25 protein-coding genes and 1 pseudogene are annotated in these 26,801 nt (G+C 71.0%); 10 read left to right on the forward strand and 16 right to left on the reverse strand.

Features of this window, described 5'->3' with window-relative positions; translation table 11 throughout:
* Nucleotides 1-31: 31 nt before the first annotated feature.
* Nucleotides 32-940: an HAD family hydrolase gene (locus WAB15_RS21505; protein ID WP_407287220.1), complete on the reverse strand. Its 909-nt coding sequence runs from the start codon at nucleotides 938-940 to the stop codon at nucleotides 32-34.
* Nucleotides 941-1,093: 153 nt separating this feature from the next.
* Between WAB15_RS21505 and WAB15_RS21510 the strand changes: the two genes are divergently transcribed.
* The 3 genes from WAB15_RS21510 (at nucleotide 1,094) to pspAB (ending at nucleotide 3,700) form a co-directional block, all read left to right on the forward strand.
* On the forward strand, nucleotides 1,094-1,990 hold the full coding sequence (locus tag WAB15_RS21510) for an LLM class flavin-dependent oxidoreductase (protein WP_407287221.1): 897 nt from the start codon (nucleotides 1,094-1,096) through the stop codon (nucleotides 1,988-1,990).
* 216 nt (nucleotides 1,991-2,206) lie between these two features.
* Complete coding sequence (gene htpX, locus WAB15_RS21515; RefSeq protein WP_399145795.1) at nucleotides 2,207-3,106, forward strand: zinc metalloprotease HtpX; 900 nt, start codon at nucleotides 2,207-2,209, stop codon at nucleotides 3,104-3,106.
* Between the two features lie 30 nt (nucleotides 3,107-3,136).
* A complete protein-coding gene (pspAB, locus tag WAB15_RS21520) occupies nucleotides 3,137-3,700 on the forward strand; it encodes a PspA-associated protein PspAB (protein WP_407287222.1) in 564 nt (187 codons plus the stop codon).
* Between the two features lie 28 nt (nucleotides 3,701-3,728).
* On the opposite strand, the gene WAB15_RS21525 is transcribed toward pspAB, so the two are convergent.
* Together WAB15_RS21525 and WAB15_RS21530 are read right to left on the reverse strand one after the other, a co-directional pair.
* On the reverse strand, nucleotides 3,729-4,271 hold the full coding sequence (locus tag WAB15_RS21525; RefSeq protein WP_407287223.1) for an RNA 2'-phosphotransferase: 543 nt from the start codon (nucleotides 4,269-4,271) through the stop codon (nucleotides 3,729-3,731).
* A 60-nt stretch (nucleotides 4,272-4,331) separates the two neighbouring features.
* Nucleotides 4,332-4,928: a PadR family transcriptional regulator gene (locus tag WAB15_RS21530; RefSeq protein ID WP_407287224.1), complete on the reverse strand. Its 597-nt coding sequence runs from the start codon at nucleotides 4,926-4,928 to the stop codon at nucleotides 4,332-4,334.
* Between the two features lie 127 nt (nucleotides 4,929-5,055).
* Between WAB15_RS21530 and WAB15_RS21535 the strand changes: the two genes are divergently transcribed.
* Together WAB15_RS21535 and WAB15_RS21540 are read left to right on the forward strand one after the other, a co-directional pair.
* Nucleotides 5,056-5,646, forward strand: coding sequence for a hypothetical protein (locus WAB15_RS21535; protein ID WP_407287225.1), 591 nt, complete (start codon nucleotides 5,056-5,058; stop codon nucleotides 5,644-5,646).
* A complete protein-coding gene (locus WAB15_RS21540) occupies nucleotides 5,643-6,989 on the forward strand; it encodes a carotenoid oxygenase family protein (protein WP_407287226.1) in 1,347 nt (448 codons plus the stop codon). The genes WAB15_RS21535 and WAB15_RS21540 overlap by 4 nt, the downstream gene beginning before the upstream one ends.
* 98 nt (nucleotides 6,990-7,087) lie before the next feature.
* On the opposite strand, the gene WAB15_RS21545 is transcribed toward WAB15_RS21540, so the two are convergent.
* From WAB15_RS21545 to WAB15_RS21560, 4 genes and pseudogenes are all read right to left on the reverse strand, one after another.
* A complete protein-coding gene (locus tag WAB15_RS21545) occupies nucleotides 7,088-8,122 on the reverse strand; it encodes a MerR family transcriptional regulator (RefSeq protein ID WP_407287227.1) in 1,035 nt (344 codons plus the stop codon).
* Nucleotides 8,123-8,133: 11 nt separating this feature from the next.
* Nucleotides 8,134-8,325: pseudogene (locus WAB15_RS21550) on the reverse strand (hypothetical protein); the annotation flags it as partial.
* 259 nt (nucleotides 8,326-8,584) lie between these two features.
* A complete protein-coding gene (locus tag WAB15_RS21555) occupies nucleotides 8,585-10,435 on the reverse strand; it encodes an SDR family oxidoreductase (RefSeq protein WP_407287228.1) in 1,851 nt (616 codons plus the stop codon).
* Nucleotides 10,432-11,298 carry a M24 family metallopeptidase gene (locus WAB15_RS21560; RefSeq protein ID WP_399145787.1) on the reverse strand — a complete coding sequence of 289 codons (867 nt, stop codon included), beginning with the start codon at nucleotides 11,296-11,298 and terminating at the stop codon, nucleotides 10,432-10,434. The genes WAB15_RS21555 and WAB15_RS21560 overlap by 4 nt, the downstream gene beginning before the upstream one ends.
* Before the next feature lie 366 nt (nucleotides 11,299-11,664).
* On the opposite strand from WAB15_RS21560, the gene WAB15_RS21565 reads away from it, so the two are divergent.
* From WAB15_RS21565 to WAB15_RS21580, 4 genes are all read left to right on the forward strand, one after another.
* Nucleotides 11,665-12,729: an ABC transporter ATP-binding protein gene (locus WAB15_RS21565; RefSeq protein WP_399145786.1), complete on the forward strand. Its 1,065-nt coding sequence runs from the start codon at nucleotides 11,665-11,667 to the stop codon at nucleotides 12,727-12,729.
* A complete protein-coding gene (locus WAB15_RS21570; protein WP_399145785.1) occupies nucleotides 12,719-13,630 on the forward strand; it encodes an ABC transporter permease subunit in 912 nt (303 codons plus the stop codon). Before WAB15_RS21565 ends, WAB15_RS21570 begins: the two co-directional genes overlap by 11 nt.
* A 49-nt stretch (nucleotides 13,631-13,679) precedes the next feature.
* Nucleotides 13,680-14,591, forward strand: a complete 912-nt coding sequence (locus WAB15_RS21575; protein WP_407287229.1) for an ABC transporter ATP-binding protein — start codon at nucleotides 13,680-13,682, stop codon at nucleotides 14,589-14,591.
* A gap of 76 nt (nucleotides 14,592-14,667) precedes the next feature.
* Nucleotides 14,668-15,387 (forward strand): ABC transporter permease subunit, encoded by a 720-nt coding sequence (locus tag WAB15_RS21580; protein ID WP_399146086.1) that lies wholly within the window; start codon nucleotides 14,668-14,670, stop codon nucleotides 15,385-15,387.
* Between the two features lie 111 nt (nucleotides 15,388-15,498).
* Here WAB15_RS21580 and mltG read toward each other — a convergent pair whose 3' ends face one another.
* The 6 genes from mltG to WAB15_RS21610 all read right to left on the reverse strand — a co-directional run bounded on the left by mltG (nucleotide 15,499) and on the right by WAB15_RS21610 (nucleotide 22,009).
* The gene (gene mltG, locus WAB15_RS21585) at nucleotides 15,499-16,320 is read right to left on the reverse strand and encodes an endolytic transglycosylase MltG (RefSeq protein ID WP_399145784.1); all 822 of its coding nucleotides are present in this window, start codon (nucleotides 16,318-16,320) and stop codon (nucleotides 15,499-15,501) included.
* 238 nt (nucleotides 16,321-16,558) lie between these two features.
* A complete protein-coding gene (locus WAB15_RS21590; RefSeq protein ID WP_407287230.1) occupies nucleotides 16,559-17,848 on the reverse strand; it encodes a CynX/NimT family MFS transporter in 1,290 nt (429 codons plus the stop codon).
* A gap of 166 nt (nucleotides 17,849-18,014) precedes the next feature.
* Nucleotides 18,015-18,728: a FadR/GntR family transcriptional regulator gene (locus WAB15_RS21595; RefSeq protein ID WP_407287231.1), complete on the reverse strand. Its 714-nt coding sequence runs from the start codon at nucleotides 18,726-18,728 to the stop codon at nucleotides 18,015-18,017.
* Between the two features lie 240 nt (nucleotides 18,729-18,968).
* Entirely contained in the window at nucleotides 18,969-20,378 is a 1,410-nt protein-coding gene (gene lysA, locus WAB15_RS21600; RefSeq protein ID WP_407287232.1) for a diaminopimelate decarboxylase, read from the reverse strand.
* Between the two features lie 14 nt (nucleotides 20,379-20,392).
* Nucleotides 20,393-20,746 (reverse strand): SAV_915 family protein, encoded by a 354-nt coding sequence (locus tag WAB15_RS21605; protein ID WP_399145780.1) that lies wholly within the window; start codon nucleotides 20,744-20,746, stop codon nucleotides 20,393-20,395.
* 279 nt (nucleotides 20,747-21,025) lie between these two features.
* Nucleotides 21,026-22,009 (reverse strand): LysR family transcriptional regulator, encoded by a 984-nt coding sequence (locus tag WAB15_RS21610; protein ID WP_407287233.1) that lies wholly within the window; start codon nucleotides 22,007-22,009, stop codon nucleotides 21,026-21,028.
* 321 nt (nucleotides 22,010-22,330) lie between these two features.
* On the opposite strand from WAB15_RS21610, the gene WAB15_RS21615 reads away from it, so the two are divergent.
* Nucleotides 22,331-23,014 carry a rhomboid-like protein gene (locus tag WAB15_RS21615; RefSeq protein ID WP_407287234.1) on the forward strand — a complete coding sequence of 228 codons (684 nt, stop codon included), beginning with the start codon at nucleotides 22,331-22,333 and terminating at the stop codon, nucleotides 23,012-23,014.
* Here WAB15_RS21615 and WAB15_RS21620 read toward each other — a convergent pair.
* The 3 genes from WAB15_RS21620 to pheA form a co-directional block, all read right to left on the reverse strand.
* A complete protein-coding gene (locus WAB15_RS21620) occupies nucleotides 23,002-23,832 on the reverse strand; it encodes an HAD family hydrolase (RefSeq protein WP_407287235.1) in 831 nt (276 codons plus the stop codon). The genes WAB15_RS21615 and WAB15_RS21620 overlap by 13 nt on opposite strands.
* Nucleotides 23,829-25,118, reverse strand: coding sequence for a serine--tRNA ligase (gene serS, locus WAB15_RS21625; protein WP_399145776.1), 1,290 nt, complete (start codon nucleotides 25,116-25,118; stop codon nucleotides 23,829-23,831). Before serS ends, WAB15_RS21620 begins: the two co-directional genes overlap by 4 nt.
* Nucleotides 25,119-25,747: 629 nt before the next feature.
* Nucleotides 25,748-26,674: a prephenate dehydratase gene (gene pheA, locus WAB15_RS21630; protein ID WP_407287236.1), complete on the reverse strand. Its 927-nt coding sequence runs from the start codon at nucleotides 26,672-26,674 to the stop codon at nucleotides 25,748-25,750.
* Nucleotides 26,675-26,801: the final 127 nt, after the last annotated feature.

Consider the following 26,801-nt stretch of genomic DNA (forward strand, 5'->3'; position numbering starts at 1 on the left):
TTTCACGTGAAACCGTCCGGCCCGCGCCAGGTCAGGGCCGGTGTCCGCGTTCCTGAAGGATCTCCTCGATGACGATCGCGACACCGTCGTCGTTGTTGGACGCCGTGCGGTGCGTGGTGGCCGCCAGCACCTCCGGGTGGGCGTTGGCCATGGCGTACGAGGTGCCGGCCCAGCTCAGCATTTCTATGTCGTTCGGCATGTCCCCGAAGGCGACGACCTCGTCCGGCGTGATGCCGCGCTCCGCGCAGCAGTGGGCGAGGGTGCCGGCCTTGCTGACGCCCGAGCCGCTGATCTCCAGCAGGGCGGTCGGGCTGGAGCGGGTGAAGGACGCGAGATCGCCGGCGGCCTTGCGGGCCAGCGCGAGGAAGGTGTCGGGCTCCAGCTCGGGGTGGTGCGCGAGCAACTTGATGACGGGCTGGTCGGGGAAGTCGGGGGCGGCGCCGTCGGTGGTGCCCAGCGGCGCCACGAAGTCCTCGGCCAGCAGCTTCTCCGCCGGCGCGACGAACGCGGTGGGATCCAGCAGGAGCGGCGGATACTGCGGCTCGTAGTGGATACCGCTGGTGCGCTCGACCGCGAACGAGGTGCCGGGCGCGGCGCTGCGCAGCGCGTCCACGACCTGGAGCGCGGCCGTGCGTTCCAGGGGGTTGACCTCGACGATGCGGCCGCCGCGGTGCAGATCGACGACGGCCGCGCCGTTCGCGCAGATCGCCAGCCCGTGACCGTGCACATGGTCGCTGACCGGGCCCATCCAGCGGGCCGGGCGGCCGGTGACGAAGAACACCTCGATACCGGCCCGCTCGGCTGCGGCGAGCGCGGCGATCGTCCGGTCGGAGACCGTCTTGTCGTCATGCAGCAGTGTGCCGTCGAGGTCGGTGGCGATCAGCCGGGGCGCAACGGCTGGTCCGGGCGCCCGGGGTGGCGTGGCGGGGGCATCAGTCACGGCCCCATCTTCCCGTACCACTGCGCACAGGCGTGCGGTGGGTTGCGCGGATGAGCCCGGAACGTCCGGGGTCGAGGGGGGCGAACGGGGGCGGTACGGGTGGCGAAGAAGGCGGATCGCTGTGTGCGTGCGGGTCGCCGTACGCTCGGAGGCATGCGACTGAGCACCGTGATACTTCCCGTCCGCCGTTGGTCCGATGGCGGGCGGGAGGAGTGGCAGCGCGCCGAGGAGCTGGGCTTCCACGCCGCCTACACCTACGACCACCTCTCATGGCGGACCTTCCGCGACCAGACCTGGTTCGGTGCCCTTCCGACGCTGACCGCCGCCGCGGCGGCGACCTCGCGGATGCGGCTGGGCACCCTCGTCACCTCGCCGAACTTCCGGCACCCGGTCACCCTCGCCAAGGAGCTGATCTCGCTCGACGACATCAGCAATGGCCGGATCACGCTGGGCATCGGAGCCGGCGGCAACGGCTTCGACGCCACCGCGCTCGGCCAGGAGGCCTGGTCGCCGCGGGAACGGGCGGACCGCTTCGCCGAGTTCGTGCAACTTCTGGACCGCCTGCTGATCGAGGACGCCGTCTCCTACGAGGGGACGCACTACTCCGCGGACGAGGCGCGCAACATCCCCGGCTGCGTACAGCGGCCCCGGCTCCCGTTCGCGGTGGCGGCCACCGGGCCGCGCGGGCTCAAGCTGGCCGCCCGGTACGGCCAGGCCTGGGTGACCACCGGCGATCCCAAGGTCTCCAACGGGGGCGGTACGTCGGACGACTCGCTGGAGGCGGTCCGCGGTCAGGTCGAACGGCTCGCCAAGGCCTGCGCCGAGCGGGGCAGGGACGCCGGTGAACTGCAGAAGATCATGCTGAGCGGATTCACCCCGGACCGTCCGCTGGACTCCGTGGACGCCTTTGTGGACTTCGCGGGCCGGCATGCCGAGCTGGGCCTCGACGAGCTGGTGATCCACTGGCCGATCGCCGATTCGGTCTTCGAGGCCGACACCGCGGTCTTCGAGCGGATCGCCACGGAGGGTCTGGCGCAGCTGGGCAAGTAGGCCGCCCGAGCCGGGCGCCAGGTAGGGCGGCCGCTCTGGCCGGCGCCCTCCGGGTGGCCCGACGCGCCCGACCGCCTCTGACCTCGGCTTTACTCCCTATATAGCCATGAAGAGGGAGAATCGGGACAACGGCGTAGTGCGGCGGACACGGTGCGCAGTGCGGGGCTGCGCACCGTGTCGGTGCACCGCGCGAAGTGCGGCGCTTGTGGAGGAGCCATGGCACGGACCCGATTCGCCCCGGACCGCGGACTCACCTCGCGCATGGTCACGACGATGTTCTTCATCGGACTGCTGTACGTCGTGGTCGTCAGCGTGCTGGTGGTGCTGCTCAAGGGCGCCTGGGTGGTGGTGCTGCTGATCGCGGGCGGCCTGTTCGTCGCGCAGTTCTGGTTCAGCGACCGGATCGCGGCGTTCAGCATGGGGGCGCGCGAGGTCACGCCGGAGCAGGCGCCCGAACTGCACGGCGCAGTCGACCGGCTGTGTGCGCTGGCCGATATGCCCAAGCCGCGGGTCGCGATCGCCGAATCGGATGTGCCGAACGCGTTCGCGACGGGCCGCAACCAGAAGAACTCGATGGTCTGCGCCACGACGGGGCTGCTGCGGCGGCTGGAGCCGGAGGAGTTGGAGGGGGTGCTGGCGCACGAGCTCTCCCATGTCGCCCACCGCGATGTCGCGGTGATGACCATCGCGTCGTTCCTCGGTGTACTGGCGGGCATCATCACCCGGGCCGCCCTGTGGAGCGGCGTCGGCCGCAACAACCGCGACCAGAACGCGGCCATCGCCGTGCTCATCGTCACCGCCGTCAGCGTGGCCGTCTACGCGATCAGCTTCCTGCTGACCCGGCTGCTGTCCCGCTACCGCGAGCTGTCCGCCGACCGGGCCGCCGCGCTGCTGACCGGCCGGCCGTCGGCGCTGGCCGCCGCGCTCACGAAGGTCACCGGCCAGATCGCGCGGATCCCGACCGAAGACCTGCGCAAGGCCCAGCCGTTCAACGCGTTCTACTTCGCCCCGGCGTTCAACAAGGAGAGCTTCAGCCGGCTGCTGTCCTCGCACCCGACACTGGAGGCGCGCCTGGAACAGCTGGGACGCATCGCGGCGCAGCTGGGTCGGCCGTGACGTGCCGCAAGCGAAAGGAGTAAGCCGCGCATGGGATTTCTGGACGCCATCCTCGGCCGCAGCAAGCCGGTACGCCCCGATCTCGACCAGCTCTTCGCGCTGCCGTCGGCCGCGGTGACTCTCCAGGCCGCGGCCGATTTCGAAGCCACCGGTGTGGGATCGGTGTGCTTCGCGAGCGTCGAGGGCGGGGCGTTCGCACGTATCCGGGAGGAGGCGCGGGCTCTGCTGGACGGGTCGGTGGAGTTCTCGACGGACGCCTACGGCTATACGTGGCTGCTCGTACGGCACTCGCCGCAGGACGTGGCGGGCCTGGTCAACGACCTGCACGCGGTCAACACCTCCCTGGAGGAGGCGGGGTTCGGGCCGCAGCTGCTGTGCTCGCTGCTCGGCTTCCGCGACGCCCGGCAGCGGTCGCTGGCGCTGGTCTACCTCTACAAGCGGGGCACGTTCTACCCCTTCGCGCCGAAGCAGGAGGGCGGCGAGAGACGCGACAACCCGCTGGAGCTGCAGGTGCGGGCGATGCTCGGGGACGATCTGACGATCGAGAACGACCTGGCGCGGTGGTTCCCGGTGTGGGGGGCGCCGGGGCTGTGAGCCTCCGGGCGTGCGGGGTATGCGGGGCTCAGCCCGGAAAACGCAGGAACCGTGCCGGTACGCGCCTGGTGAGCCAGACGCCGTTGGCGCTGACCTGGAAGACATGGCCGGCCCGGTGCATCGCCGCCGCGTCCACGGTCAGGATCACGGGCTTGCCGCGCCGCGCACCCACCCGGGTCGCGGTTTCGCGGTCGGGCGAGAGGTGGACGGCGTGCCGCGACATCGGCCGTAGCCCCTCGTCCCGGATGGCGGCCACACTGCGGGCCACCGTGCCGTGGAAGAGGTACGGGGGCGGCACGGTCGGCGGCAGATCGAGGTCCACCCGCACGGAATGGCCCTGGCTGGCGCGTATCCGACCGTCCTCCATGGCGTAGCGCTGCTTGTCGTTGTCGGCGACCACCGACTCCAACTCCGCCCGGGAGAAGCGGAATCCATGGCGCGCGGCGGCCGCTATGAGCTCCTCCACGGGCACCCAGCCCTGGGCGTCGAGGGTGATGCCGATCCGCTCCGGTTCATGGCGCAGATGCTTCGCCAGATACTTCGAGATGCGCACGGAGCGCTGGTTGTCCATGCCTCCAGGGTGCCGCGCGCAGGCGACGGCGGCACCTGAATTCGCGGCCGGACGACGGCGTCACCCCGCCTCTTCGGCGGCTTCCCCGCCCCGCTTCTCCTCGTGCCTCCCCCGTGCGAGTTCGCTCGCCCTTATCGCCTTCGCGCTGGTCACCTCGTCGGCCGCCCAGCGGGCCCACTCCTCCAGGGCCGTCGTCATCCGCAGGCCGTACTCCAGGACGACCCGTCCGTGGACCGAGATCATTTCCTCGTCCCAGTTGGTGTTCTCAACGATCTCCTCGTACGTGGCGTGCGCGCGGGCGGCGAACTCGGCCTTCTGGAGCAGGTACGCCTGCGCTTCGAGGGGGGTGACGATGCCGAGGAAGAAGACGCGCAGCATGCTGTCGTCGCGCGTGGGGCCGCCGGGAGGGACGTCGGTGAGCCAATGGCGCAGCTCCGCCAGGCCGTCCTCGGTGATCGCGTACTCCTTGCGGCCGCGGGGGCCGTGGGCGGCGACCTCGACCAGGCCCGCGGTGGTGAGCTTGGTGAGCTCGCCGTACACCTGACTCTGCGTGGCAGGCCAGACGTTCGAGAGCGAGGCGTTGAACAGCTTCATCAGGTCGTAGCCGCTCGCCGGGGATTCGGCCAGCAGGCCCAGCACCGCATGTCTCAGGCTCATGGTCTGCACTTTACCTTCCACTCTTGACATGTCAAAGGTGGAGCTTCTAGATTCGACATGTCGAAGTTGGAATGTGGCGGGCCGGACGAAGTCCAAGCGGGCGGCCGCGATCGAAAGCGGGGGAATCATGAACTACTTGCGCGGCTTCATCCCATGGCTGGTCTTCGCCGGAGTGGGCTCGTTCGGCTGGCAGTGGGGCGCGTTGGCCGGCCTGGTGGCCGCGGTCATGTTGCTCATAGCCGACCGCGCCGCCGGCCTGGCGCTGGACTACCGACTGCTGGAGTACGGCACGATCGTCTTCTTCGCAGGTCTCAGCGTGCTGGCCTTCGCTCAGCCCGACAGCGGACTCAAGATGTACGGCAGCTCGCTCTCGATGGGCTGGCTGGCTCTCATCGCCTGGGTGTCGATCGCGGTACAGCGCCCCTTCACGCTGGGGATCGCACGCCGTATGGCCCCGCCGGAGGTCTGGCGGACCCCGCTCTTCCGCCGCATCAACGTGGTGCTCACGGCGGCCTGGGCGGTGTCCTTCACCCTTACCGCGACCGCTCAGGCAGTCGTCTCCGCCTACGAGTTGAACACGGCCTTCACGGTCGTCATCCAGGTCGCCGGGTTCGTGCTTCCCGTCCGCTTCACCTCCACCTACCCGGAGCGAGCCAGGGCTCGCTTCCTGCAGCAGTCCAGTGGGCGTACCGACATCCAGGAAGGTCTGGCGTCATGACCACCAAACCCCCGACCACCGCAACCGAATCCACCACCCCCGCACCGCACATGGCCGGCAACTTCGCGCCGGTCAAGGACGAGCTGACCGCCTACGACCTCCCGGTCACGGGCACGATCCCGCCCGAGCTCAGCGGCTGGTTCCTGCGCAACGGCCCCAACCCGCGGGATGCCGCCTCGCCGCACTGGTTCTTCGGCGACGGCATGGTCCACGGGCTGCGCCTGGAAGGCGGCCGAGCGGTCTCCTACCGCAACCGCTGGGTGCGTACCTCCACCTTCACCGACGGAGCACCCGCCGTGGACGCGCGGGGCCGCCGCGATCTGACGGCGGGCGCGGCCAATACCCACATCGTCCGCCATGCCGGTCGTACGCTCGCACTGGTCGAGTCGTCGTTCCCCTATGAAATCGACTGCCGTCCCGGCCATGAGCTGGAGACCATCGGCGTTCACGACTTCGACGGCCGGCTCACCACCCAGATGACCGCGCACCCCAAGACCTGCCCCACGACCGGTGAGCTGCACTTCTTCGGCTATGGCAGCCCCACCCCGCCCTATGTCACCTATCACCGTGCCGATGCGTCGGGGGAGTTGGTGATCAGCCGCCCCATCGATGTCCCGGGGCGCACGATGATGCATGACTTCCATCTGACCGAGGGGCATGTCATCTTCATGGACCTGCCGCTCGTCCACGACCCCAACCGGCCCTTGCCCTATAGCTGGGATCCGGAGTACGGCGCCCGGCTGGGCGTGCTGCGTCGCGACGACCCCCATGGCGAGGTCCGCTGGCTGCCCATCGACCCCTGCTATGTCTTCCACGCGCTGAACGCCCATGACGACGGCGATCACCGCATCGTTCTCTATGTCTCCCGCTATGCCGACTTCGGCGACAGGACCCCGCCCTGCCTCTGGCGCTGGACGATCGATCTCGCCGCCGGGACCGTCAGCGAGGAACAGCTCGACGACCAGTTCTGCGAATTCCCGAGGGTCGACGATCGGCTCACCGGCCAGCCGGCTCGCTTCGGCCATGCCATAGCGGCCGAGGGACCCGGGAGCGGGCAGATACCCGGCGCTCTTCTCCGCTACGACCTGCGGACCGGTGCGGTCGTACGGCACGACTTCGCCGCGGGGCGCACTCCGGGCGAGGCGGTCTTCGCTCCCGCGGACGACCGTCCGGGAGGTCCGGGCTGGCTGATCACTTACGTCTATGACGCCACCACCGACACCAGCGATCTGGTCGTGCTCGACGCCGAGGACATATCCGCCGACCCCGTCGCCACAGTCCATCTCCCGCAGCGTGTGCCCTATGGCTTCCATGGCAACTGGCTGCCGGATTCGGTGGGTTGATGGTGTCGGTACGGCGAACGGCCTGGGGCGCGGACCGGTCGCGCTCGACTGATCCTTGGCAACTGAAGAGCGGGTGAGAACGAGGACCGGGGGAGTCCCTATGCCTTGGGGGCATCCGTGCGGCACCCGGGGGCGTCCGTGCGGCTCTCGGCGGAGGCCAGTGCGTCCATGGTGCGGGCCTGCACCTCGCGGTGGGCGGCGGCGGCGATGAACGCGGCGGTGTTCTCGGCGCCGACCAGGGCCCGCACGGCCCGCACCGCCTCGGCGGGCAGCACCACCGCCTCCGAGGCCACCTCCGAGTCGGTCGCGGCACGGGGGGCCGCGACCGACTGGACGTCGGGCGTCGCGGGGGACCTCCGTTCCGCTTCCAGGAGCGCCCCGTCGAGGTGACGGCGCAGATGGCGGGTTGCCAAGGTGCGCATGGCGCGGGCGAGTTCGGCGTCGATGGTCTGCTGGGCCAGCGGGCGCAGCCGACGCACCAGGGCGGCGGCCTCCGCCGCCTCGGCGTCGGTGGGAGGGTGGTCCAGGAACGGCTGGAAGACATGCTCGGTGGTGAAGTCCAGGAAGCGGGCGGCGATGTGCTCCACCTGGCCGCGCAGCTCCCGCAGATGACCCGAGATGGCGGGCAGCGGGACGCCGGCGGAGTGCAGTTCGGCGGCGACGGCGAGCTCCTGCGGGCTGGGCACGAGGAACTCGTCGTCCCGGCCGGGGACACGTTCCAGGACGCCCAGTTCGACGGCCTCGGCGACCGCCGCCTCGTCGGGCACGCCCCCGAAGGCGGCGTTCAGGTCGGCGCGGCTGATGCGAGATGCCTTCTCGTCGGTCCAGGGCCCGTCGATCTCGGCGACCAGCCCCAGGACCCCACCGAGGTCGAGACCGGCGTCCCAGGCCTGAAGGAGTTCCTTGATGCTGGCGAGGGTGTAGCCGCGGTCGAGCAGATCGGTGATCTGTCGCAGCCGCGCCAGATGGGCATCGCCGTAGACATTGGCCCGGCCGCGGCGTTCGGGGCGGGGGAGCAGCCCGCGGTCCTGGTAGGCGCGGATCGTACGGACCGTGGCGCCGCTGATGTGGGCCAGGTCCTCGATGCGGTATTCGGGGGTGCGGGGTGCGGCCGTCGGCGGCTGCTCGGTCACTGCGGTGCTCCTCACGAGATGGCCGCGCGTGACGCGATGGCCGCGCGGCCCACCGCATCCGCCGCGGCCGGTGCGGCCGGGGAGGACACCAGGTGGGCGACTGCGACGGCCGTGCGCGGCGGCCCTTCCTGCGAGGGATGGTACGACCGCCGCGGATACCGCGGTATCGCCGCTCCCCGCTCACGCCGGGTGGGAAGCGGTCCGTTGCACGAGACCGGGCGCGGCATGATCACGTGGTGCTGGTGCTGGTGCTGGTGCTGGTGCTGGTGCTGGTGCTGGTGCTGGTGCTGGTCCGGGCTCTGGCTCCGGCTCCGGCTCTCCGGTAGGTACGAGGTGCTCATGCGCGACTCCTGACGTGCGCAGTTGTCCGTTCTCGATGGAGCCTTAGCCCTCGGCGAGCCTCGGGCCGGACTCCGGCCCCGCGGGGGCACGGAGCCGACCGCGGGGCCGGGCGGGCCGCTGTTACAGCCGCGGCTCGAAGCGGGCGAGGGCGCGCAGGGCACCCGGCGCGACGCGGGACAGCAGATGGGCCCCGCGTGCCTCGGGAGTGACCGGCACCACCGCCTGGTTGCGGACCACCGCACGCAGGATGGCGTCGGCGACCTTCTCCGGCGGGTAGTTGCGCAGCCCGTACATCCGCGCGGCTTTGGCCTGGCGGCGTTTCTCCTCCTCGGCCGAGACGCCGGCGAAACGGGCGCTGGCGGTGATCCCGGTGTTCACCAGCCCGGGGCAGATGGCCGAGACGCCGATGCCCTGGCCGGCCAGCTCGGCGCGCAGACATTCGCTGAGCATCAGGACCGCCGCCTTGGACGTGCTGTACGCGGGCAGCATCTTCGACGGCTGGAAGGCGGCGGCGGAGGCGGTGTTGACGATATGGCCGCCCTGCCCGCGGTCCGCCATCCGTTTGCCGAAGATCCGGCAGCCGTGGATGACGCCCCACAGATTGACGTCCAGGACCTTCTTCCAGTCCTCGGCGCTGGTCTGCAGGAAGGAGCCGGACAGGCCTACGCCGGCGTTGTTCACCAGGACGTCGACGGTGCCGTACTCGGCGTCGACCTTGTCGGCGAGCTTCTCCATCGCCGCCTCGTCCGCGACGTCGACCACCTCGGCCCAGGCCTGCGGGGCCCCGATCAGCCGGGACATGTCCGCGGTCCGTGCCGCGCCCTCGGTGTCCCGGTCGACGGCGATGATCCGCGCACCGGCCTCCGCGAAGGCGAACGCCGTCGCCCGGCCGATGCCGCTGGCCGCGCCGGTCACCAGCACCAGCTGCCCGCCGAACCGGTCGGCGTAGGTGCCCGACGCCGCGACCTGCTTCGCCGGATCACCCTCCTCCTTGGCGGTGACGAACTCGGTGATCCAGGAAACGAGCTGGTCGGGACGGGTGCGGGGGACCCAGTGCTTGGCCGGGAGGGTGCGGCGTACCAGCTGGGGCGCCCACTGCTCCAGGTCGTCGTAGAGCCGCTGGGAGAGGAATGCATCGCCGGTGGGGGTGATGAGCTGTACCGGACAGTGCGCATAGGCGTCGGCGCGCGGGCGGCGGAGTCGGGCGCGGACGTTGTCGCGGTAGAGCCAGGCGCCGTGCGCCGCGTCGGTCGGCAGCGACGCGGTCGGGTAGTCGCCGCCCGGCACCTTCTCCACCCGCTCCAGGATCCGCGGCCAGCGTTTGCCGAGCGGGCCCTTCCAGGCGAGCTCGGGCAGCACGGGGGTGTGCAGCATGTAGACGTACCAGGACTTGGCGCCCTGGTTGAGGAGCTGGGCGGCCCTGCGGGGGGTGGGGCGGGCCATCCGCTGTTTGATCCAGTGACCGAAGTGGTCCAGGGACGGTCCCGACATCGAGGTGAAGGAGGCGATCCGGCCCTCCGTACGCCGCACGGTGGCGAACTCCCAGGCCTGCACGGAGCCCCAGTCGTGGCCCACCAGATGGACCGGCCGGTCGGGGCTGACGGCATCGGCGACGGCCAGGAAGTCGTCCGTCAGCTTCTCCAGGGTGAAACCGCCGCGCAGCGGCTTCGGGGCGGTGGACCGGCCGCAGCCCCGGACGTCGTAGAGCACCACGTGGAAGCGGTCGGCCAGGCCGCGGGCGACCTCGGACCACACCTCCTTGCTGTCCGGGTAGCCGTGCACCAGCATCACCGTGGGCTGCGCCCGATCCCCCAGCTCGGCGACGCACAGCTCGACGCCGCCGGTGTGCACCCGGCGCTCCACCGCCCCGGCGAGCCCCGACCCCTGCCCGGGGCCCCTTTCCCGCCCCCGGACCTGTCCCTGTTCCTGTCCCTGACCCCGGCCCTTGTTCCGCTCGCGTCCCGTGTTCATGCGGCCTTCTCCTCCTGCCAGCGCCGCACGTGCGGCAGATCGTCGTCCAGCCAAAAGGCGCTCTCCTGCGGGTCCTTGGAGTCCGTGACGACCAGGATCTCCTCGAACTTCGCGCCCGTGCCCCGGAACCCGAGGTGGGGTTCGACCGCCCACAGCCCCGGCTGCGGCGGGTGGTCGGAGAAGGTGTACGGGCTCCACAGCGGGGACCAGCCGTCGCGGTGGCCGTGCAGGGCGTCGGAGGCCAGCCCCTTGAGGGACTGGGTGCCGAACCCGAAGAGAGTGGGGGACCAGCGGCGCTGCCTCACCCGGTCGATCTTGTGCGCGATGACGCCGAAGGGGTAGGCGCGGTGGCGGTTCGCGTACCCCTGCCGCACCATCAGCCGGTCGACGTCCTCATAGATCTCCCGCAGCGGCCGTCGTTCGCGCACTTCGCGCAGGATCAGCTCCCGGTGGGCTTCGAGGTCGGCGAGCAGCCGGTCGTGCACGGGGTTGAGGCCGAGGCAGCCGGAGTAGCCGATGTCGGCCGTGAAGCCGTTGTGGACCGGTGCCATGTCGAGGATGAAGGCCATCCCCGGTTCCAGCTCGCGGTTGGTGGGGAAGAACTGCAGCGGTACGCGGAAGTTGACGAAGGCGGTGCGGTCGCCGAACCAGGCGAACGGCAGATGGAACCAGTCCCGCACCCCGCGCTCGCGCAGCCATTCGCGCTGCATCCGCGCCGCCGCGCGCTCGGTGACCCCGGGCTTGAGCTGGGCGGCCACCGCTTCCGCGCAGTCATAGGCGAGCCGCTGGACCTCTCTGAACCCCCTTAGCTCAGCGGTGAGTTCTCCGGCTGCTGCTGAGGTCGCTGAGGTGACTGAGGCCATCGCCAACCGTCCGTCCGTGAGCAGGTCATCGCGGTACGTACCCGTAACTTGACACTGATGAATGTGACAATGACCGGCGGCTGCGTCAAGAGGTGCGCACGCACCGACCAGGGAACCCGTCCACCGTCGGCCGGCACCCCGATCCCGGATCGATCTCGGCTCGGCCCCGGCCCGAGCTCGCCCCCGCCCCTCCCGGCCTTCCCGGCCTCGCTCCACCCCCGACGCAGTCCCCGGCCCCTCGCCGCAGCTGGCAGGCGGTCCCGCGCCCCTCGAACCCTGACGCCGGGCCGCTCAAAGCAGGAGATCCCCTACGGGCCGTAATACCGCAGGGGGAGGCGGATCCCAGCATCTGGGTTGACGACCGGTGTGGTGGACGCCACTACCGTCGATGACGTGACTGTGATCGTGACCGAAAGCCTGAGCAAGCGGTTCCCGCGGGTGACCGCTTTGGACCGGCTCTCCGTTGACATCGCCCCCGGCGTAACGGGCCTGGTGGGTGCCAACGGCGCCGGCAAGTCCACCCTGATCAAGATCCTTCTCGGACTGGCCCCGGCCACCGAGGGGACCGCGCATGTCCTCGGCCTGGACGTGACCAAGGACGGCAGCGCGATTCGTGAGCGGGTCGGCTATATGCCCGAGCACGACTGCCTGCCGCCGGATGTCTCGGCCACCGAATTCGTCGTGCACATGGCCCGGATGTCCGGCCTGCCGCCGACCGCCGCCCGCGAGCGCACCGCCGACACCCTGCGCCACGTCGGCCTCTACGAGGAGCGTTACCGCCCCATCGGCGGCTATTCGACGGGCATGAAGCAGCGGGTGAAGCTCGCCCAGGCGCTGGTCCACGACCCGCAGCTGGTCTTCCTCGACGAGCCCACCAACGGCCTCGACCCGGCCGGCCGGGACGAGATGCTCGGCCTGATCCGGCGCATCCACAGCGACTTCGGCATCTCCGTCCTGGTGACCTCCCACCTCCTCGGCGAGCTGGAGCGCACCTGCGACCACGTCGTCGTCATCGACGGCGGCAAGCTGCTGCGCTCCTCCTCCACCGACGAGTTCACGCAGGTCACGACCTCGCTGGTGGTCGAGGTCACGGACACCGACGCCCATCCGGACGGCGCCGAAGCCCTGCGCGGCGCACTGGCCGGCGCCGGTGTCGCGGTGACCACCCGTACCGCCGGCGCCGAGGGCCTCGCCTCCCCCGGCCATCTGCTGTTCGTCGAGGCGGCCGGCGAGGAGACCTACGACCTGGTGCGGGACACCGTCGCCGGACTCGGGCTGGGCCTGGTCCGGATGGAACAGCGTCGCCACCAGATCGCCGAGGTCTTCCGCGACGCGGACGCGGCGCACGCCGCCGCCCCCGAAGCCGTCACCGCAGGCGCCCCGAGCGCCCCGTACGCCCCCCAGGACGGAGGCGCCCACGATGTCGCCTGAGCCCACGACCTCGGTATCCGCCACGCCAGGCGGCGCCTATATCCACAACATCGGCTACCGCCACTACGACGGCCCGCGGCTGGGCCGTGCCTACGCCCGCCGGTCGCTGTTCTCGCAGAGCCTGCGCGGCGCCTACGGCCTGGGCCGTTCGGCCAAGAGCAAGGTGCTGCCGATGCTGCTCTTCGCCGTGATGTGTCTGCCCGCCGCCATCATGGTCGCGGTGGCGGTGTTCACCAAGGCCGCCAGCCTCCCGGTCGGCTATACCCGCTACGCGATCTTCCTTCAGGCCGTCATCGGCCTCTATCTCGCCTCCCAGGCCCCGCAGTCCGTCTCACGCGATCTGCGCTTCAAGTCCATACCGCTGTACTTCTCCCGCCCGATCGAGCGCGGCGACTATGTGGCGTCGAAGTTCGCGGCCATGGCCAGCGCCCTGTTCATCCTCACCGCGACGCCGCTGCTGGTCCTCTACGTCGGGGCGCTGCTGGCGAAGATGGACTTCCTCGACCAGACCAAGGGGCTGGCGCAGGGACTCGTCTCGGTGCTGCTGCTGTCGCTGCTGTTCGCCGGGATAGGCCTGGTCGTCTCCGCGCTCACGCCGCGCCGAGGCTTCGGTGTCGCCGCCGTGATCGCCGTCCTCACCATTCCGTACGGTGCGGTGAGCGCGATCCAGGGCATCGCCTTCATCCAGGGCAACGAATCCGCCGTCGGCTGGCTGGGGTTGTTCTCCCCCATCACGCTCATCGACGGGGTGCAGTCGACCTTCCTCGGCGGCACCAGTTCCTTCCCCAACAGTCTCGCGCCGACGACCGGTGCCGGGTTCGTCTACCTCCTCGTCACGCTGATCGTCATCGCCGGCAGCTATGCCCTGCTGATGCGTCGCTACCGGAAGGCCGGCCTGTGACCGCCCGCCCGTCGCCCACCACCACCCCTCGAAGGAATGGGCCGCGCCCATGAGCACTGTCACCATCGACCACGTCTCGCGCTGGTTCGGCAATGTCGTCGCCGTCAACGACATCACCATGACCATCAGCCCCGGCGTCACCGGCCTGCTCGGCCCCAACGGCGCCGGCAAGTCCACCCTCATCAACATGATGGGCGGATTCCTCGCCCCCTCCAACGGCTCCGTCACCCTCGACGGGACGACGATCTGGCGCAACGCCGGTATCTACCGCCACATAGGCATCGTCCCGGAGCGCGAGGCGATGTACGACTTCCTGACCGGGCGTGAATTCGTCGTCGCCAACGCGGAGTTGCACGGCCTCGGCCGGGCGGAGGCGGCCAGGGCGCTGGCCACCGTCGAGATGGAGTACGCCCAGGACCGCAAGATCTCGACGTACAGCAAGGGCATGCGCCAGCGCGTCAAGATGGCGTCCGCGCTGGTCCACGATCCGTCCGTGCTGCTGCTCGACGAGCCCTTCAACGGCATGGACCCGCGCCAGCGGATGCAGCTGATGGAGCTGCTGCGGCGGATGGGCGACCAGGGCCGCACGGTCCTGTTCTCCTCGCACATCCTCGAAGAGGTCGAGCAACTCGCCTCGCACATCGAGGTGGTGGTGGCCGGTCGGCATGCCGCGTCCGGCGACTTCCGCAAGATCCGCCGGCTGATGACCGACCGGCCGCACCGCTACCTCGTCCGGTCCGACAACGACCGGGCGCTGGCCGGGGCGCTGATCGCCGACCCCTCGACGTCCGGCATCGAGGTCGACCTCGTCGAGGGCGCGCTGCGCATCCAGGCGGTCGACTTCGGCCGCTTCACCGAACTCCTGCCGCGGGTCGCCCGGGACCACGGCATCCGCCTGCTGACGGTCTCACCCTCCGATGAATCGCTGGAATCCGTCTTCTCCTACCTCGTCGCGGCCTGAGGCCGGAAAGGAGCCCCGAGGCATGTCCACGACCACTCCGACGGCCGCGCCGGCGCCCGCCGGGCCCAAGGCCACGCTGTTCCACCCGACCGTCGCCCGGCTCACCTACCGTGCCCTGCTCGGTCGGCGGCGGGCCCTGATCCTCTTCGCGCTGCCCACCCTTCTGGTGGTCATCGCGGTGGCCGTCCGTACGCTCGCCGGTGCCGACGACACCACCGCCGGCGGCATCCTGGGCGGCTTCGCGCTGGGCACGATGGTGCCGCTGATCGGCGTCATCGCCGGTACGGGTGCCATCGGACCGGAGATCGACGACGGCTCGGTGGTCTACCTCCTGGCCAAGCCGGTGTCCAGGCCGACGATTATCTTCACCAAACTCCTGGTCGCCATAGGCGTCACGGTCGCCTTCTCCGCCGTCCCCGTCCTGTTCGCCGGCTTCCTGCTCAACGGCAACAGCCAGCAGATAGCGGTGGGGTACGCGGTGGCGGCGGCCATCGCCTCGGTCGCCTACAGCGCGCTCTTCCTGCTCTTCGGCACGATCACCCGGCACGCCGTGGTCTTCGGCCTGGTCTACGCCCTGGTCTGGGAGGCCCTCGTCGGCACCCTCGTCCCGGGCGCGAAGACCCTCAGCATCCAGCAGTGGGCGCTGGCGGTCGGCCAGCACACGGCCGCGGAGGGCGCGATCACCTCCGATGTCCAACTTCCCCTCGCGATATGCCTGTTGGTCGCCCTCACGGTTCTCGCGACCTGGTACGCGGGTCGCCGGCTGAAGGCACTGACCCTGGCGGGCGAGGAGTAGAGCCGATGGATCCGGTGGCCCGGGGCCGGACACCGAACCGCCCCCGGGCCCACTGCCCCCGGGCTCACCGCCCCACCGGCGCTGTCCCGGGCGCGCCCGACCCGCGCCGTCCTACGCGCCGCCCCCGCCACCGGCGCCGTTCTTCTGCTGGGCGTTGAACTCCCGGACGTTGCGCAGATGCTCCTGGTAGTCGGCGGTGAAGCGGGTGTCACCCGGCTTGACGGTGACGAAGTACAGCCAGTCGCCCGCGGGCGGCGCACCGGCCGCCTTCAGCGCGTCCGCCCCGGGATTGTCGATCGGGGTGGGCGGCAGGCCCTCGTGCTTGTAGGTGTTGTACGGGCTGTTGGTCCGGGTGTCGGCGTGGCTGGTGTTGAGCGTGCTGCGGCCCAGCGCGTAGTTGATCGTCGAATCCATCTGCAGCGGCATGTGTCGGGCGATCCGGTTGTCGATGACCCGGGCGACCTTGCCCATATCGGCCGGCCGGTCGGCCTCGGCCTGCACGATGCTGGCGATCACGACCGTACGGTAGGAGGTGATCTTGTCCGCGGCGAGCCGCTCATTGGCGGTCTTGACCATGTACGAGAGCAGCGACGCCGGTGTGGTGTCCGAGTGGATCGGATAGGTCGCCGGGAAGAGGTAGCCCTCCGGATTGCCGTTCGCCCCATCCGGCAGCTGGAGCTTCGCGCTCTTGGCGGCCTTCGCGGTGGAGCCGCCGGGCAGATGCAGCGCCTTGTCGACGGCGGCGTAGACCTGGGTGGCCCGCTGTCCCTCTGGCACGGTCAGCTTCTCCTCGCCCCCCGGCCCGCGCAGCAACCGCGGCACGAGCAGCACGGCCAGAACGGCGAGGGCGGCCAGGACGGCGACAACGATGAGCCAGCCGATGCGGGAGAGCCGCGGCCCTGGTCGGCGGTCGGTGTGCTGAACGTCGCTCATGGGGGCACGGTAGGCCACGGCCGTACGGCGTGGCCGTGGCCACCCCCGGATCGTTGCCGACGACGGAGATCGTTCACCCCCTCGTCATGGGGCTCCCACACTAGGTGGCGAGGTGCCCACACGCGGTGCCCACGTGAGTGCCCGCGGGGGCACGTGCCGGCACGAACCACAGGTGCCCCGCGTGCCCCCATGTGCTGCCACTGGCCCAGTCACCGGACCGGCACCGGCCCTACGCCCCCTACGCCCCGCCCGCGTCCCCGATTCTGCGGTCGCGCCCCGCGCCCATGCCCAGCAGCGCCAGACCGGCGCAGACGCCGAGCAGCAGCACGAGGGGGATCGTCCAGCCGCCGGTGGCCTGATGGACGGCGCCGAGGGCCAGCGGGCCGGCGGCGGCGAGCAGATAGCCGCCCGTCTGGGCCATGCCGGACAGCCGCGCGGCGGTGTGCGCATCGCCGGAGCGCAGGACCATCATCGTCAGGGCCAGCCCCAGCGCGCCGCCCTGGCCGACGCCCAGCAGGGCGGCCCACAGCCATGCACCCGCCACCGGTGCCAGCAGCAGACCGGCGACGCCACAAGCCATCAGCGCGGACACCGCCACCCCCAGCAGACGCTGCCGCCGCATCCGTCCCGCGAGCATCGGCACCACGAACGAACCGACCATCTGCACCAGCGTGCTGAAGGCGAAGACCAGCCCCGCCTCGCCCTTGCCCATGCCGTGGTCGGTGAAGACGGTCGGCATCCAGGCGATGACCACGTACGCGATCAGCGACTGCGAGCCCATGAAGAGCGTGACCTGCCAGGCCAGTGGCGAGCGGCTCAGTCGCGGTGCCGCCTTGGCCTGGTGCGCGGACATGGCCGCGGCCGCACCGTGCCGGGTGCCACGGCGGGCCGTCAGCGCCTGCGGGATCCAGGCCACCGCGGCGGCGGCGGCCAGCAGCGACCAGGAGACCAGCGCCCCCTGCCAGCTGCCGAGTGCGTCCTCCAGCGGGACCGCGGAGGCGGCGGAGACCGTGGCACCGAGGATCATCGCCGTCGAGTACAGCGCGGTCATACCCGCGGCCCGATCGGGGAAGTCCCGCTTGATCAGGCCCGGCATCAGCACGTTCAGCAGGGCTATGGAGGAGCCGACCACCGCACACCCGGCGAACAGCGCCACCACCGGAGGCGCGATCCGCAGCACGATGCCGCCGCACAGCGCCATCAGCGCCGCGCACAGCGCCGCTTCGGTGCCCCAACGTCGTGCGAGCTTCGGCGCGATGATCGAGCCCAGGCCCATGAAGATCAGCGGGATCGTGGTCACCAGACTGCCGGCGGTCGCGGTCAGGTGGAAGTGCGTGCCGATCTCGCCGAGCAGCGGCGAGACCCCGGCCAGCGCCGCCCGCATGTTGAGCGCGGCGAGCACGATCCCGGTCAGCACGAGCGCCGGGTGGACGGCCCGCAGCCGCCGTCGGGCGGCGGCGACGGGCGGCGGCGCGACCAGGTCCTCCTCGGCGTCGATCAATGGTGCTTGGGGCCTGGACCCTGACATGCGTGCGTTACCTCGCCATGAGTGTGATGCGTAAAGGGAACCCGGAGGGAAGGGAAGGAGGAGTCGGATGAGGGCAAGGGGGAGGGAGGGGAAGGGGGCTGGAGACCGGGCGCGGTAGAGGGGAGAGCGGAGAGCCAGGACCCGGGCGGCGGCGCCCGCCGGCCCCTCAGCGGCCGTCGTCCAGCAGGGCCTCCACGGCCCGCTTCGGTTTCTCCAGCAGCTCGCGGGTGGCGCGCTCCGCGGCCTCCGGGTCGCCCGCCGCGATCGCCTCCATGACGGCGCGGTGGTCATCGTGCACGATCTTCGGCATCGCCTGGTCGTCGAGCGCGCTGACCAGCGCCTCCCGTACCGAGCTGCTGAACCACCCGTAGGTCGCCGTCAGCGCGGTGTTGTGCGCGGCCTCGACGACGGCCTTGTGGAAGGCGATGTCGTGGTCGGCGTAGAGCTCCAGGTTGCCGGAGTCGGGCCGTCCGTCCGCGTCCGACAGGTCCGCCTGGGCGTCCAGGGCCGCCCGCATCCGCTCCAGGTCGGCCGGCCGGTGCCGCAGCGCGGCGAGCCGGGCGGCCTCCGCCTCCAGCGCGATCCGCAGTTCCAGTACGTCGCGGATGCCGGCCCGTTGGACCCCGCGCATGAGGTCGCCCGGATCCGTGGTGGAGACGACGAAGGTGCCTTCGCCCTGCCGTGAGCGCAGCATTCCGGCGTGTACGAGCACCCGCACCGCCTCGCGGACGGTGTTACGGCCGACCTGGAGCTGCTCGGCGAGCGTGTGCTCGGTGGGGATGCGGTCCCCGATCTGCCACTCCCCGGCCGTCAGTTGGGACCGCAGGGCCTCGACGACGGTGTCCACGAGGGATTGCCGCCCTGCTGCCCGCAGTGCCATATCCGTTCCGTCCGCCCGTCTGCCTGTAGTTGCCGCTGCCTGCCCGGTTGCCCAGTCATCCTACAACCGATGGATGCGTGCTACACGGGAGCCGTGGAGGTGCGGGCGCCGGTGGCAGGGTCGCAGGCATCGGTGACGGGCTCCTCGGGGGCCGACCTACTGCGGTCGCCGCCCCCGAGGAGCCCCAACTCCTGCCCCCTACAACTGGATTACCGCTCGATGACCGCTCCCTCTCCCGTCCTACAGTCCGACGTCCCGCCCCTGGATGTCCGCCAGGGATTCCCGCCGCACCAGGAGGCGGGCGTGGCCGTCGGTGACCGCGATGACCGGTGGGCGGCCGACGAGGTTGTAGCCGGAGGCCATGGAGAGGTGGTAGGCGCCGGCGACGGGTACCGCCAGCAGGTCGCCGGGCCGGACGTCGCCCGGCAGCTGCACGTCGGTGGCGAGCACATCGCCGGCCTCGCAGTGCCGGCCGACGACGGTGACGGGCTCGGGCGCGGTGAGCGAGTTGCGCCCGACCAGCCGGGGCGCATAGCGCACCCCGTACAGCGCGGGCCGCGGGTTGTCGCTCATCCCGCCGTCCACCGCCACGAACGTGTGCGCGCCGGTCCGTTTGACGGACAGCACCCGGTAGAGGACGACGCCGGCCGGGCCCACGATGGCGCGGCCGGGTTCGACGGCGAGCCGGGGTACCGGCAGACCGGCCGCCGCGCAGCTGCTCGCCAGCTCCGCGCGCACCTTGGCGCCGAGCGCGGCGGAGTCGAGCACGGGCTCACCGGGGCGGTAGGCGATGCCGTGGCCGCCACCGAGGTCCAGCTCGGGGAGGGCGACGCCGTGCTGCTCACGGACCCGGGCCAGCAGGCCGACCAGTCGTCGTACGGCCGACAGATACGGCTTGGCCGTGGTGATCTGCGAACCCAAGTGGCAGTGCAGTCCGACCAGTTGGAGGCGTGGCTGGGCGAGCACCCGGGTGATGGCGTGTTGTGCGGAACCGTCGGCGATCGACAGCCCGAACTTCTGGTCGTCGGTCCCGGTACGGATCTTGGCGTGGCCGCCCGCGGCGATTCCGGGCACGACCCTGACCAGGACCTTCTGCCGGGTGCCCGCCGGGACCGCGGCCGCCAGCCGGGCGATCTCCGATGTGGAGTCGATGACGATCCGTCCGACGCCGAGCCGGAGCGCGGTCTGCAGGTCGGCCGGGCTCTTGGCGTTGCCGTGCAGCACGATCCGCTCGGGCGGGAAGCCGGTGGTGACGGCCAACTCCAGCTCGCCGGCGGAGCAGACGTCCAGGCCGAGGCCCTCCTCCTGCACCCAGTGGACCAGGGCGCGGCACAGGAACGCCTTGGCCGCGTAGTAGACGTCGGCGTCCGGGAAGTCCCTTAGGTAGGCGCGGCAGCGGTGGCGCACCTCGTCCTCGTCCAGGACATAGGCGGGGGTGCCGAAGCGGTCGGCCAGCTCGGTGAGCGGGACACCGCCCACGGCGACGTCGTCGTCGCAGAGCGGCGCCGCGGAGCCGGGCCATATGGCCAGCGGACCGCGGTCGGCGGCGGGGCGGGATGCGGCAGGCACCGCCGTCGCCGGCGCCACCGCGGCGGCGGGCGACGGGACGGCGGGCTCCTGGGCGGTCCGGGGCAGTGTGCTGTGGCTCATGTGTCGCCCCTCCCTCAGACAGCCCGTAGGTGGTGGTGCGTACGCGCCGTACGGAGCACCTCGGGGGTGCGCGCCGTACGGGAAACCTCGGGGGAGAGCCGCGGGTCGACGGTCACCACGGTCGCGCCCACGGGCTCGGCCAGCGCACGCAGCGCGGGCTCGGACAGCCTGACCCAGGGCTGGCCGCCGCCCAGAGCCGCGGCGAGACGCTGGGCGGAGGTGAAGCCGACGGCCGTCCGGCCGCCGAGCGGGGTGCGGAACAGGCGGGCCGTGCAGCCCGCGGGGCCCGACCGGACGGGGACGAAGAGAGGCCCGGCCGGGACACGATCAGAAGGCTCAGGATCTTCCGCGTACAGATGGTGGGACACGGCGTTGCTCCTCGAACAGGACATCGGCGGCCCCGGACCAGTGGATGACGCATGTGCCGGGGCTCGGCTCTGACGACGCTATGCCCGGGGAACGCACCCCTCCGCCGGTCGCTGACGCGTCATTGACGGGTTGTGGACACTGTTTGACGCGATGCTGCCGGGTGGTGGCCGATTGTGGGGCGGTGGTGACGCTGCGCCGCGGCCGGCGTGCAGCCGGGCCGCAGCAGGCCCCGGCCGGCGCACCCCGAGCGGAGGCCCCGGCCATCGCCTTACGACGCCTTACGACCCCGACGCCCCGTCCCCGGACACCACCGTCCGCGCAGCCCCTGGCGCACCGGATGATCCAGCTCCCGATCCCTGCGCACCACTACCGCCGAGACACGCATTGACCGTCTCGGCGAACTCCACCGCCGCCGGGCTCAGCGCCACCCATGACCGCACCGCCCAGCCGGTGGCCAGTGGGGGCAGCGCGGGGATCGGGACCAGGCACAGGGACGAGTCGGCGGTGGCCGCGAGCCCTGGCAGGCGCGGGACGACCGCGTGGCCGACGCCGAGTTCGGCCAGCAGCAGGGCGGTGTCCCAGTCCGCGACGCTGGTGGTGCTCGGGGGCGGCAGCTGCCCTGCGTCCCGGTGGCCGAGGTGGCCGTCGAGCCGCATACGGGAGGTGGAGTTCTCCGGCAGCCGGATGAGCCGGATGCCGGCCAGTTCCTCCGGCTCGATCCGATCCCGGGCGGCGAGCGGGTCGTCGGCGCGTACGGCGAGCACCCAGGGCAGACCGATGACCGGATGCTGCTCGATACCGCGTACGGGTGGGCCGATGGTGATCCAGGCCAGTTCGGACCCGCCGTCCGCGACCGCCTCGAAGCAGCGACGGCTGGAACTCTCGGTCTGGAACTCCAAGTTGACGTGCGGGTGGCGGGCGCGGAAGGCGACCACCGCGTCGGCCATGAAGTGCCGTACGGTCGTGGCGCCGGTGGTGACCCGGACCGTGCCGCCGTCGCCCGCGCGCAGATCGCCCAGTTGCCGCAGGGCCACGTCCAGTCCGCTGAGGCCGTCCGCCGCCGCGCGGTGGAGGATCCGGCCGGCCTGGGTCGGTGCGACACCGCGCGGTCGGCGCTCCAACAGGCTGATGCCCGCCTCCCGTTCGAGGCGTTTGATGCGCTGGCTGACGGCTGACTGCGTGCAACCGAGCCGTCGGGCGACGGCGCTGAGGCTGCCCGTCTCGCACACGGCCACGAAGGCGCGCAGGTCGTCGAGGGTCACCTGGGTACGGTAGCCCCCTCACGGTGGCCCGATCCAAGCTGTGGCTAAGGGATTTGGAAGGAAACCAGAGGATTGACTGGGGTGTGGCACCGCCGCGAAGATCGTCCCAGGGCCCAGGGCGGCAACCCGGAACCGCGTACGGCCGTACGGTTTCGGGTGCCGACCCGCCGTCCAGCCCTCCGGCCGCGCAGACACCGCCTACCCTCAAAGGGTGAAAACCGACGGAAAGGCCGTCAGACGTACCGACGGCTTCGGCAGCGCGCACGGCCTCGGCAGCACCCACGGCTTCGGTGCACCCGGCTGCCGGCGAGGGGACCGCTGATGGAGCCGCCGCGCGGTGGTCGGCCGTGGTGGTCCGGGCGCGGCCTCGCCGACCGGGTGAGGGACTGGGTGCGGACGAGCCCGGGCACCCATATCTGGCTGTTGATCATCGGCGTCACCAGCCTCGTGATCGCCTCCGCCTCCGAGGGACTGGGGCAGTTCCTCGTCCACCGCACCAGCAGCAACATCCACGAGCTGAACGAGCATCCGCTGCCCTCGCTGCTGATCAGCGGCTTCTGGATCGAACGGCCGGAGTCGTTCCTGCTCTACGCGGTGATGTTCGAGCTGTTGCACGCCAACGTCGAGCGCTGGGTGGGGACCTGGCGCTGGCTGCTGATCGTCGGCGGCGCGCATGTCGCCGCCACCCTCGCCAGCCAGGAACTCGTCCTGCTGGCCATCGAGGGCCACCAGCTGCCGCGCTCGATGACGCATGTCGTCGACATCGGCGTCTCCTACGGACTGGCCGCGGCCGCCGGCGTACTGACCTACCGACTGCCCCCGCCCTGGCGCTACGTCTACCTCGTCGCGGTACTGGTCTTCTTCGGTATTCCGCTGACGACCGGCGCGACCTTCACCGACTTCGGCCATGCCATCGCGCTGGTCATGGGTTTCGCGGCCTGGCCGCTGACCCCCGCGGCGGCGGTCGCCGACGCGGCGGAGCCGGAGGCCGGTCAGAGCCCGTAGACCCGCTCCAGCACGACCGCGATCCCGTCGTCCTCGTGCGAGGCCGTCACCTCGTCCGCGACGGCCTTCAGCTCGTCATGGGCGTTGGCCATCGCCACGCCGTGCGCCGCCCAGGCGAACATCGGGATGTCGTTGGGCATATCGCCGAAGGCCACGGTCTCCCTGGCGGTGACGCCCAGGCGGCGGGCGGCCAGCGAGAGGCCGGTGGCCTTGGTCAGGCCGAGCGGCAGCAGCTCCACGACGCCCGGACCGGCCATCGTCACGCCCACCAGATCACCCGCGACCTGGCGCGCGGCCTGTGCCAGCGCATCGTCGTCCAGCCTCGGGTGCTGGAGGTAGACCTTGTTCAGCGGCGCGGCCCACAGCTCGCCGGGGTCGTCCATCAGGACGTTCGGCAGCGGGCCTTCCTGCACGCGGTAACCGGGGCCGACCAGCACCTGACCGTCCAGACCGTCCCGGCTCGCGGCCAGGAACAGCGGGCCGACCTCGGCCTCGATCTTGGACAGCGCCAGACCGGCCAGCTGCCGGTCGAGCGTCACCGATGTCAGCAGCCGCCGCTCACCGGCGTGGTAGACCTGCCCGCCCTGGCCGCACACCGCGAGGCCGTGGTAATCGAGGGCCTCGAGGATGTGCCGGGTCCAGGGCACCGAACGGCCGGTGACGACGATGTGCGCCGCGCCCGCCGCGGTGGCCGCGGCGAGCGCCTGGCGGGTGCGCTCGGAGATGCTCTCGTCGGGGCGCAGCAGCGTTCCGTCGAGATCCGTCGCGATGAGCTTGTACGGCAGCGGTGCGGCGGCCGTCGGAGCCGATGCGCTCACTTGGCGAGGGGCTCCAGGATCTCCCGGCCGCCCAGGTAGGGGCGGAGCACCTCGGGAACGCGCACGGAGCCGTCCGCCTGCTGGTGGTTCTCGAAGATCGCCACGATCGTGCGGGGTACCGCGCAGAGCGTGCCGTTGAGGGTCGCGAGCGGCTGGACCTTCTGCTTGCCGTCGACGGTCTCGCGCATCCGGACCGAGAGCCGGCGGGCCTGGAACTCGTCGCAGTTGGACGCCGAGGTCAGCTCGCGGTACTTGCCCTGGGTCGGGATCCAGGCCTCGCAGTCGAACTTGCGGGAGGCCGAGGCGCCGAGGTCACCGGTGGCGACGTCGATGACCTGGAACGGCAGCTCCAGGGAGGTCAGCCACTGCTTCTCCCAGTCCAGCAGCCGCTGGTGCTCGGCCTGCGCGTCCTGCGGCGAGACGTAGGAGAACATCTCCACCTTGTCGAACTGGTGGACCCGGAAGATGCCGCGGGTGTCCTTGCCGTACGTGCCGGCCTCGCGGCGGAAGCACGGGGAGAAACCGGCGTAGCGCAGCGGCAGCTTGGCCGCGTCGACGATCTCGTCCATGTGGTACGCGGCGAGCGGGACCTCGGAGGTGCCGACCAGGTAGTAGTCGTCCTTTTCGAGGTGGTAGACGTTCTCGGCGGCCTGGCCGAGGAAGCCCGTGCCCTCCATGGCGCGCGGGCGGACCAGGGCGGGGGTCAGCATCGGCGTGAAGCCGGCCGCGGTGGCCTGGGCGATGGCGGCGTTGACGAGGGCGAGCTCCAGCAGCGCGCCGACACCCGTCAGGTAGTAGAAGCGGGAGCCGGAGACCTTGGCGCCGCGCTCGACGTCGATCGCGCCGAGCAGCTCGCCGATCTCCAGGTGGTCCTTGGGGGCGAAGCCCTCGGCGTCGAAGTCGCGGATCGTGCCGTGCGTCTCCAGGACCGCGAAGTCCTCCTCGCCGCCGACCGGGACGTCGGGGTGGACGAGGTTGCCGAGCTTCAGCAGCAGCCGCTGGGTCTCGTCCTTGGCCTCGTCCTGGGCGGCGTCGGCGGCCTTGACGGCGGCGGCCAGCTCGCCGGCCTTCTTCAGCAGCTCGGCCTTCTCGTCGCCACTGGCCTTGGGGATGAGCTTGCCGAGCGCCTTCTGCTCGGCACGAAGCTCGTCGAAGCGGACGCTGGACGACCTGCGCCGCTCGTCGGCGGAGAGAAGCGCGTCGACGAGCTCGACGTCCTCTCCACGGGCGCGCTGGGACGCGCGCACACGGTCGGGGTCCTCACGGAGCAGGCGAAGGTCAATCACACCCCCAGGCTACCGGGGTCGCACGCGGCTCATCGACGCGATATTCCCCGGCATATCGATTTGCCCGTTTTGGCCTATTTATTCCCTTAGGGGGGCGGGGTGGGGAGGGGGGTGCGCGAGGGGTCGGCTGGTAAGCGTCGGATAAGCGCGAGGGGGTGTGCGGCGGAATTCCCGATGTCCGCGATGGGGCTTTCATGGGGGTGGGCACCGGGTGATCCATCATGTGGACAACGGGAGTTGGGGCCCTGGTTTTCCCCGGAGATCCCTCGGTTGTCCACAGGGGGTGAGGGTTCTCCGGCGCTTATCCACAGGCTGTGTGTGAAATCTGTGGAAGTCGGAGTCGATCATTCCGCTGCCCAAATGGTCGGCTATGGATTCTTGGTCCAAACCCCGCTCACGCACTCTTTCGTGTGGGATTGCCTCGCTCTAAAGGATTGATCGCATGAATTGTGCTGACGGAGGCCGTGGTGGGACGCTGTGGAGCAATGTGGTGTCAGTAGACCGATTTGTCGACTCCGCCCGGCTTTCATGTCGACTTACCCACAGGTCGAGAACCGCGCCTGTGGATAACTTTGTGGACAACGCACAGGCCCCAGAAAGCCGCAGGTCGTGCCCAGACCGCGGGCGGCTCAGCCCCGCCCGTCGAGGCAGCGCGCCAGCCAGTCCGACGCCTCGGTGAACGCCGAGTCCGTCATCTGCCGACGCACACTCGGCGTCAGCTCGTCCGCCCGCGGATACGAGCCGAGGAAACGCACCTCGCGGCAGACCCGCTTGAGTCCCATCAGCACCTCGCTGACCCGGCGGTCGGTGATGTGCCCCTCGCAGTCCACCGAGAAGCAGTAGCGGCCGATGCCCTCCCCGGTCGGCCGGGACTCGATCCGCATCATGCTGACGCCGCGCACCGCGTACTCCTGCAGCAGCTCCAGCAGCGCACCGGGGTGGTCCTCGGCCAGCCACAGCACGACCGAGGTCTTGTCCGCGCCGGTGGGCGCCGCGGGCCGGGCCGGGCGGCCCACCAGGACGAAGCGGGTGGCCGCGTTCTGCGCGTCGTGGATGTCGGTGACCAGCGGCGCCAGCCCATACGTCGCCGCCGCGAACTCGCCCGCGAACGCGCCGTCGTAGCGGCCCTCCTGCACCAGCCGCGCGCCGTCGGCGTTCGAGGCCGCCGACTCCCACACCGCTTCCGGGAGTTGGGCCGCCAGCCACTTGCGCACCTGCGACTGGGCGACCGGGTGCCCGGTCACCGTCTTGACGTCGCCGAGCGCCGTCCCGGGGCGTACGAGCAGGGCGAAGGCGATCGGCAGCAGCACCTCGCGGTAGATCATCAGCGGCTCGCCGGCGGCCAGTTCGTCGAGGGTGGTGGTCACCCCGCCCTCGACGGAGTTCTCAATCGGCACCAGGGCGGCCGCGGCCTCACCGGCACGCACCGCGTCCAGGGCGGCCGGCACCGACACCATCGGCACCAGTTCACGGGTCGCCGCCTCGGGAAGGCTGCGCAGCGCGGCCTCGGTGAACGTGCCCGCGGGGCCGAGATAGGTATAGCGGCTGGCCGACATCCTTGAGCACTCCCTCGCGTGGCTGCGGGGGCACCCCGCCGATCTTCTCCCTGCCCTGCCACGATACCGAGCCGTTCCGGCCGCCGGGCGGGCCTTCCAGCCGCTGGACCAACTGGGGACGGTCCCC

Source organism: Streptomyces sirii (assembly GCF_045690365.1).
GTDB lineage: Bacteria > Actinomycetota > Actinomycetes > Streptomycetales > Streptomycetaceae > Streptomyces > Streptomyces sirii.

Coding starts and splice junctions, on each gene's coding strand:
- WAB15_RS21590 (WP_407287230.1), bottom strand. CDS start 17,848: ATGTCAGGGTCCAGGCCCCAAGCACCATTGATCGACGCCGAGGAGGAC.
- htpX (WP_399145795.1), top strand. CDS start 2,207: ATGGCACGGACCCGATTCGCCCCGGACCGCGGACTCACCTCGCGCATG.
- pspAB (WP_407287222.1), top strand. CDS start 3,137: ATGGGATTTCTGGACGCCATCCTCGGCCGCAGCAAGCCGGTACGCCCC.
- WAB15_RS21510 (WP_407287221.1), top strand. CDS start 1,094: ATGCGACTGAGCACCGTGATACTTCCCGTCCGCCGTTGGTCCGATGGC.
- pheA (WP_407287236.1), bottom strand. CDS start 26,674: ATGTCGGCCAGCCGCTATACCTATCTCGGCCCCGCGGGCACGTTCACC.
- WAB15_RS21575 (WP_407287229.1), top strand. CDS start 13,680: ATGAGCACTGTCACCATCGACCACGTCTCGCGCTGGTTCGGCAATGTC.
- WAB15_RS21595 (WP_407287231.1), bottom strand. CDS start 18,728: ATGGCACTGCGGGCAGCAGGGCGGCAATCCCTCGTGGACACCGTCGTC.
- WAB15_RS21525 (WP_407287223.1), bottom strand. CDS start 4,271: ATGGACAACCAGCGCTCCGTGCGCATCTCGAAGTATCTGGCGAAGCAT.
- mltG (WP_399145784.1), bottom strand. CDS start 16,320: ATGAGCGACGTTCAGCACACCGACCGCCGACCAGGGCCGCGGCTCTCC.
- WAB15_RS21535 (WP_407287225.1), top strand. CDS start 5,056: ATGAACTACTTGCGCGGCTTCATCCCATGGCTGGTCTTCGCCGGAGTG.
- WAB15_RS21615 (WP_407287234.1), top strand. CDS start 22,331: ATGGAGCCGCCGCGCGGTGGTCGGCCGTGGTGGTCCGGGCGCGGCCTC.
- WAB15_RS21555 (WP_407287228.1), bottom strand. CDS start 10,435: ATGAACACGGGACGCGAGCGGAACAAGGGCCGGGGTCAGGGACAGGAA.
- WAB15_RS21560 (WP_399145787.1), bottom strand. CDS start 11,298: ATGGCCTCAGTCACCTCAGCGACCTCAGCAGCAGCCGGAGAACTCACC.
- WAB15_RS21540 (WP_407287226.1), top strand. CDS start 5,643: ATGACCACCAAACCCCCGACCACCGCAACCGAATCCACCACCCCCGCA.
- lysA (WP_407287232.1), bottom strand. CDS start 20,378: ATGAGCCACAGCACACTGCCCCGGACCGCCCAGGAGCCCGCCGTCCCG.
- WAB15_RS21570 (WP_399145785.1), top strand. CDS start 12,719: ATGTCGCCTGAGCCCACGACCTCGGTATCCGCCACGCCAGGCGGCGCC.
- WAB15_RS21530 (WP_407287224.1), bottom strand. CDS start 4,928: ATGAGCCTGAGACATGCGGTGCTGGGCCTGCTGGCCGAATCCCCGGCG.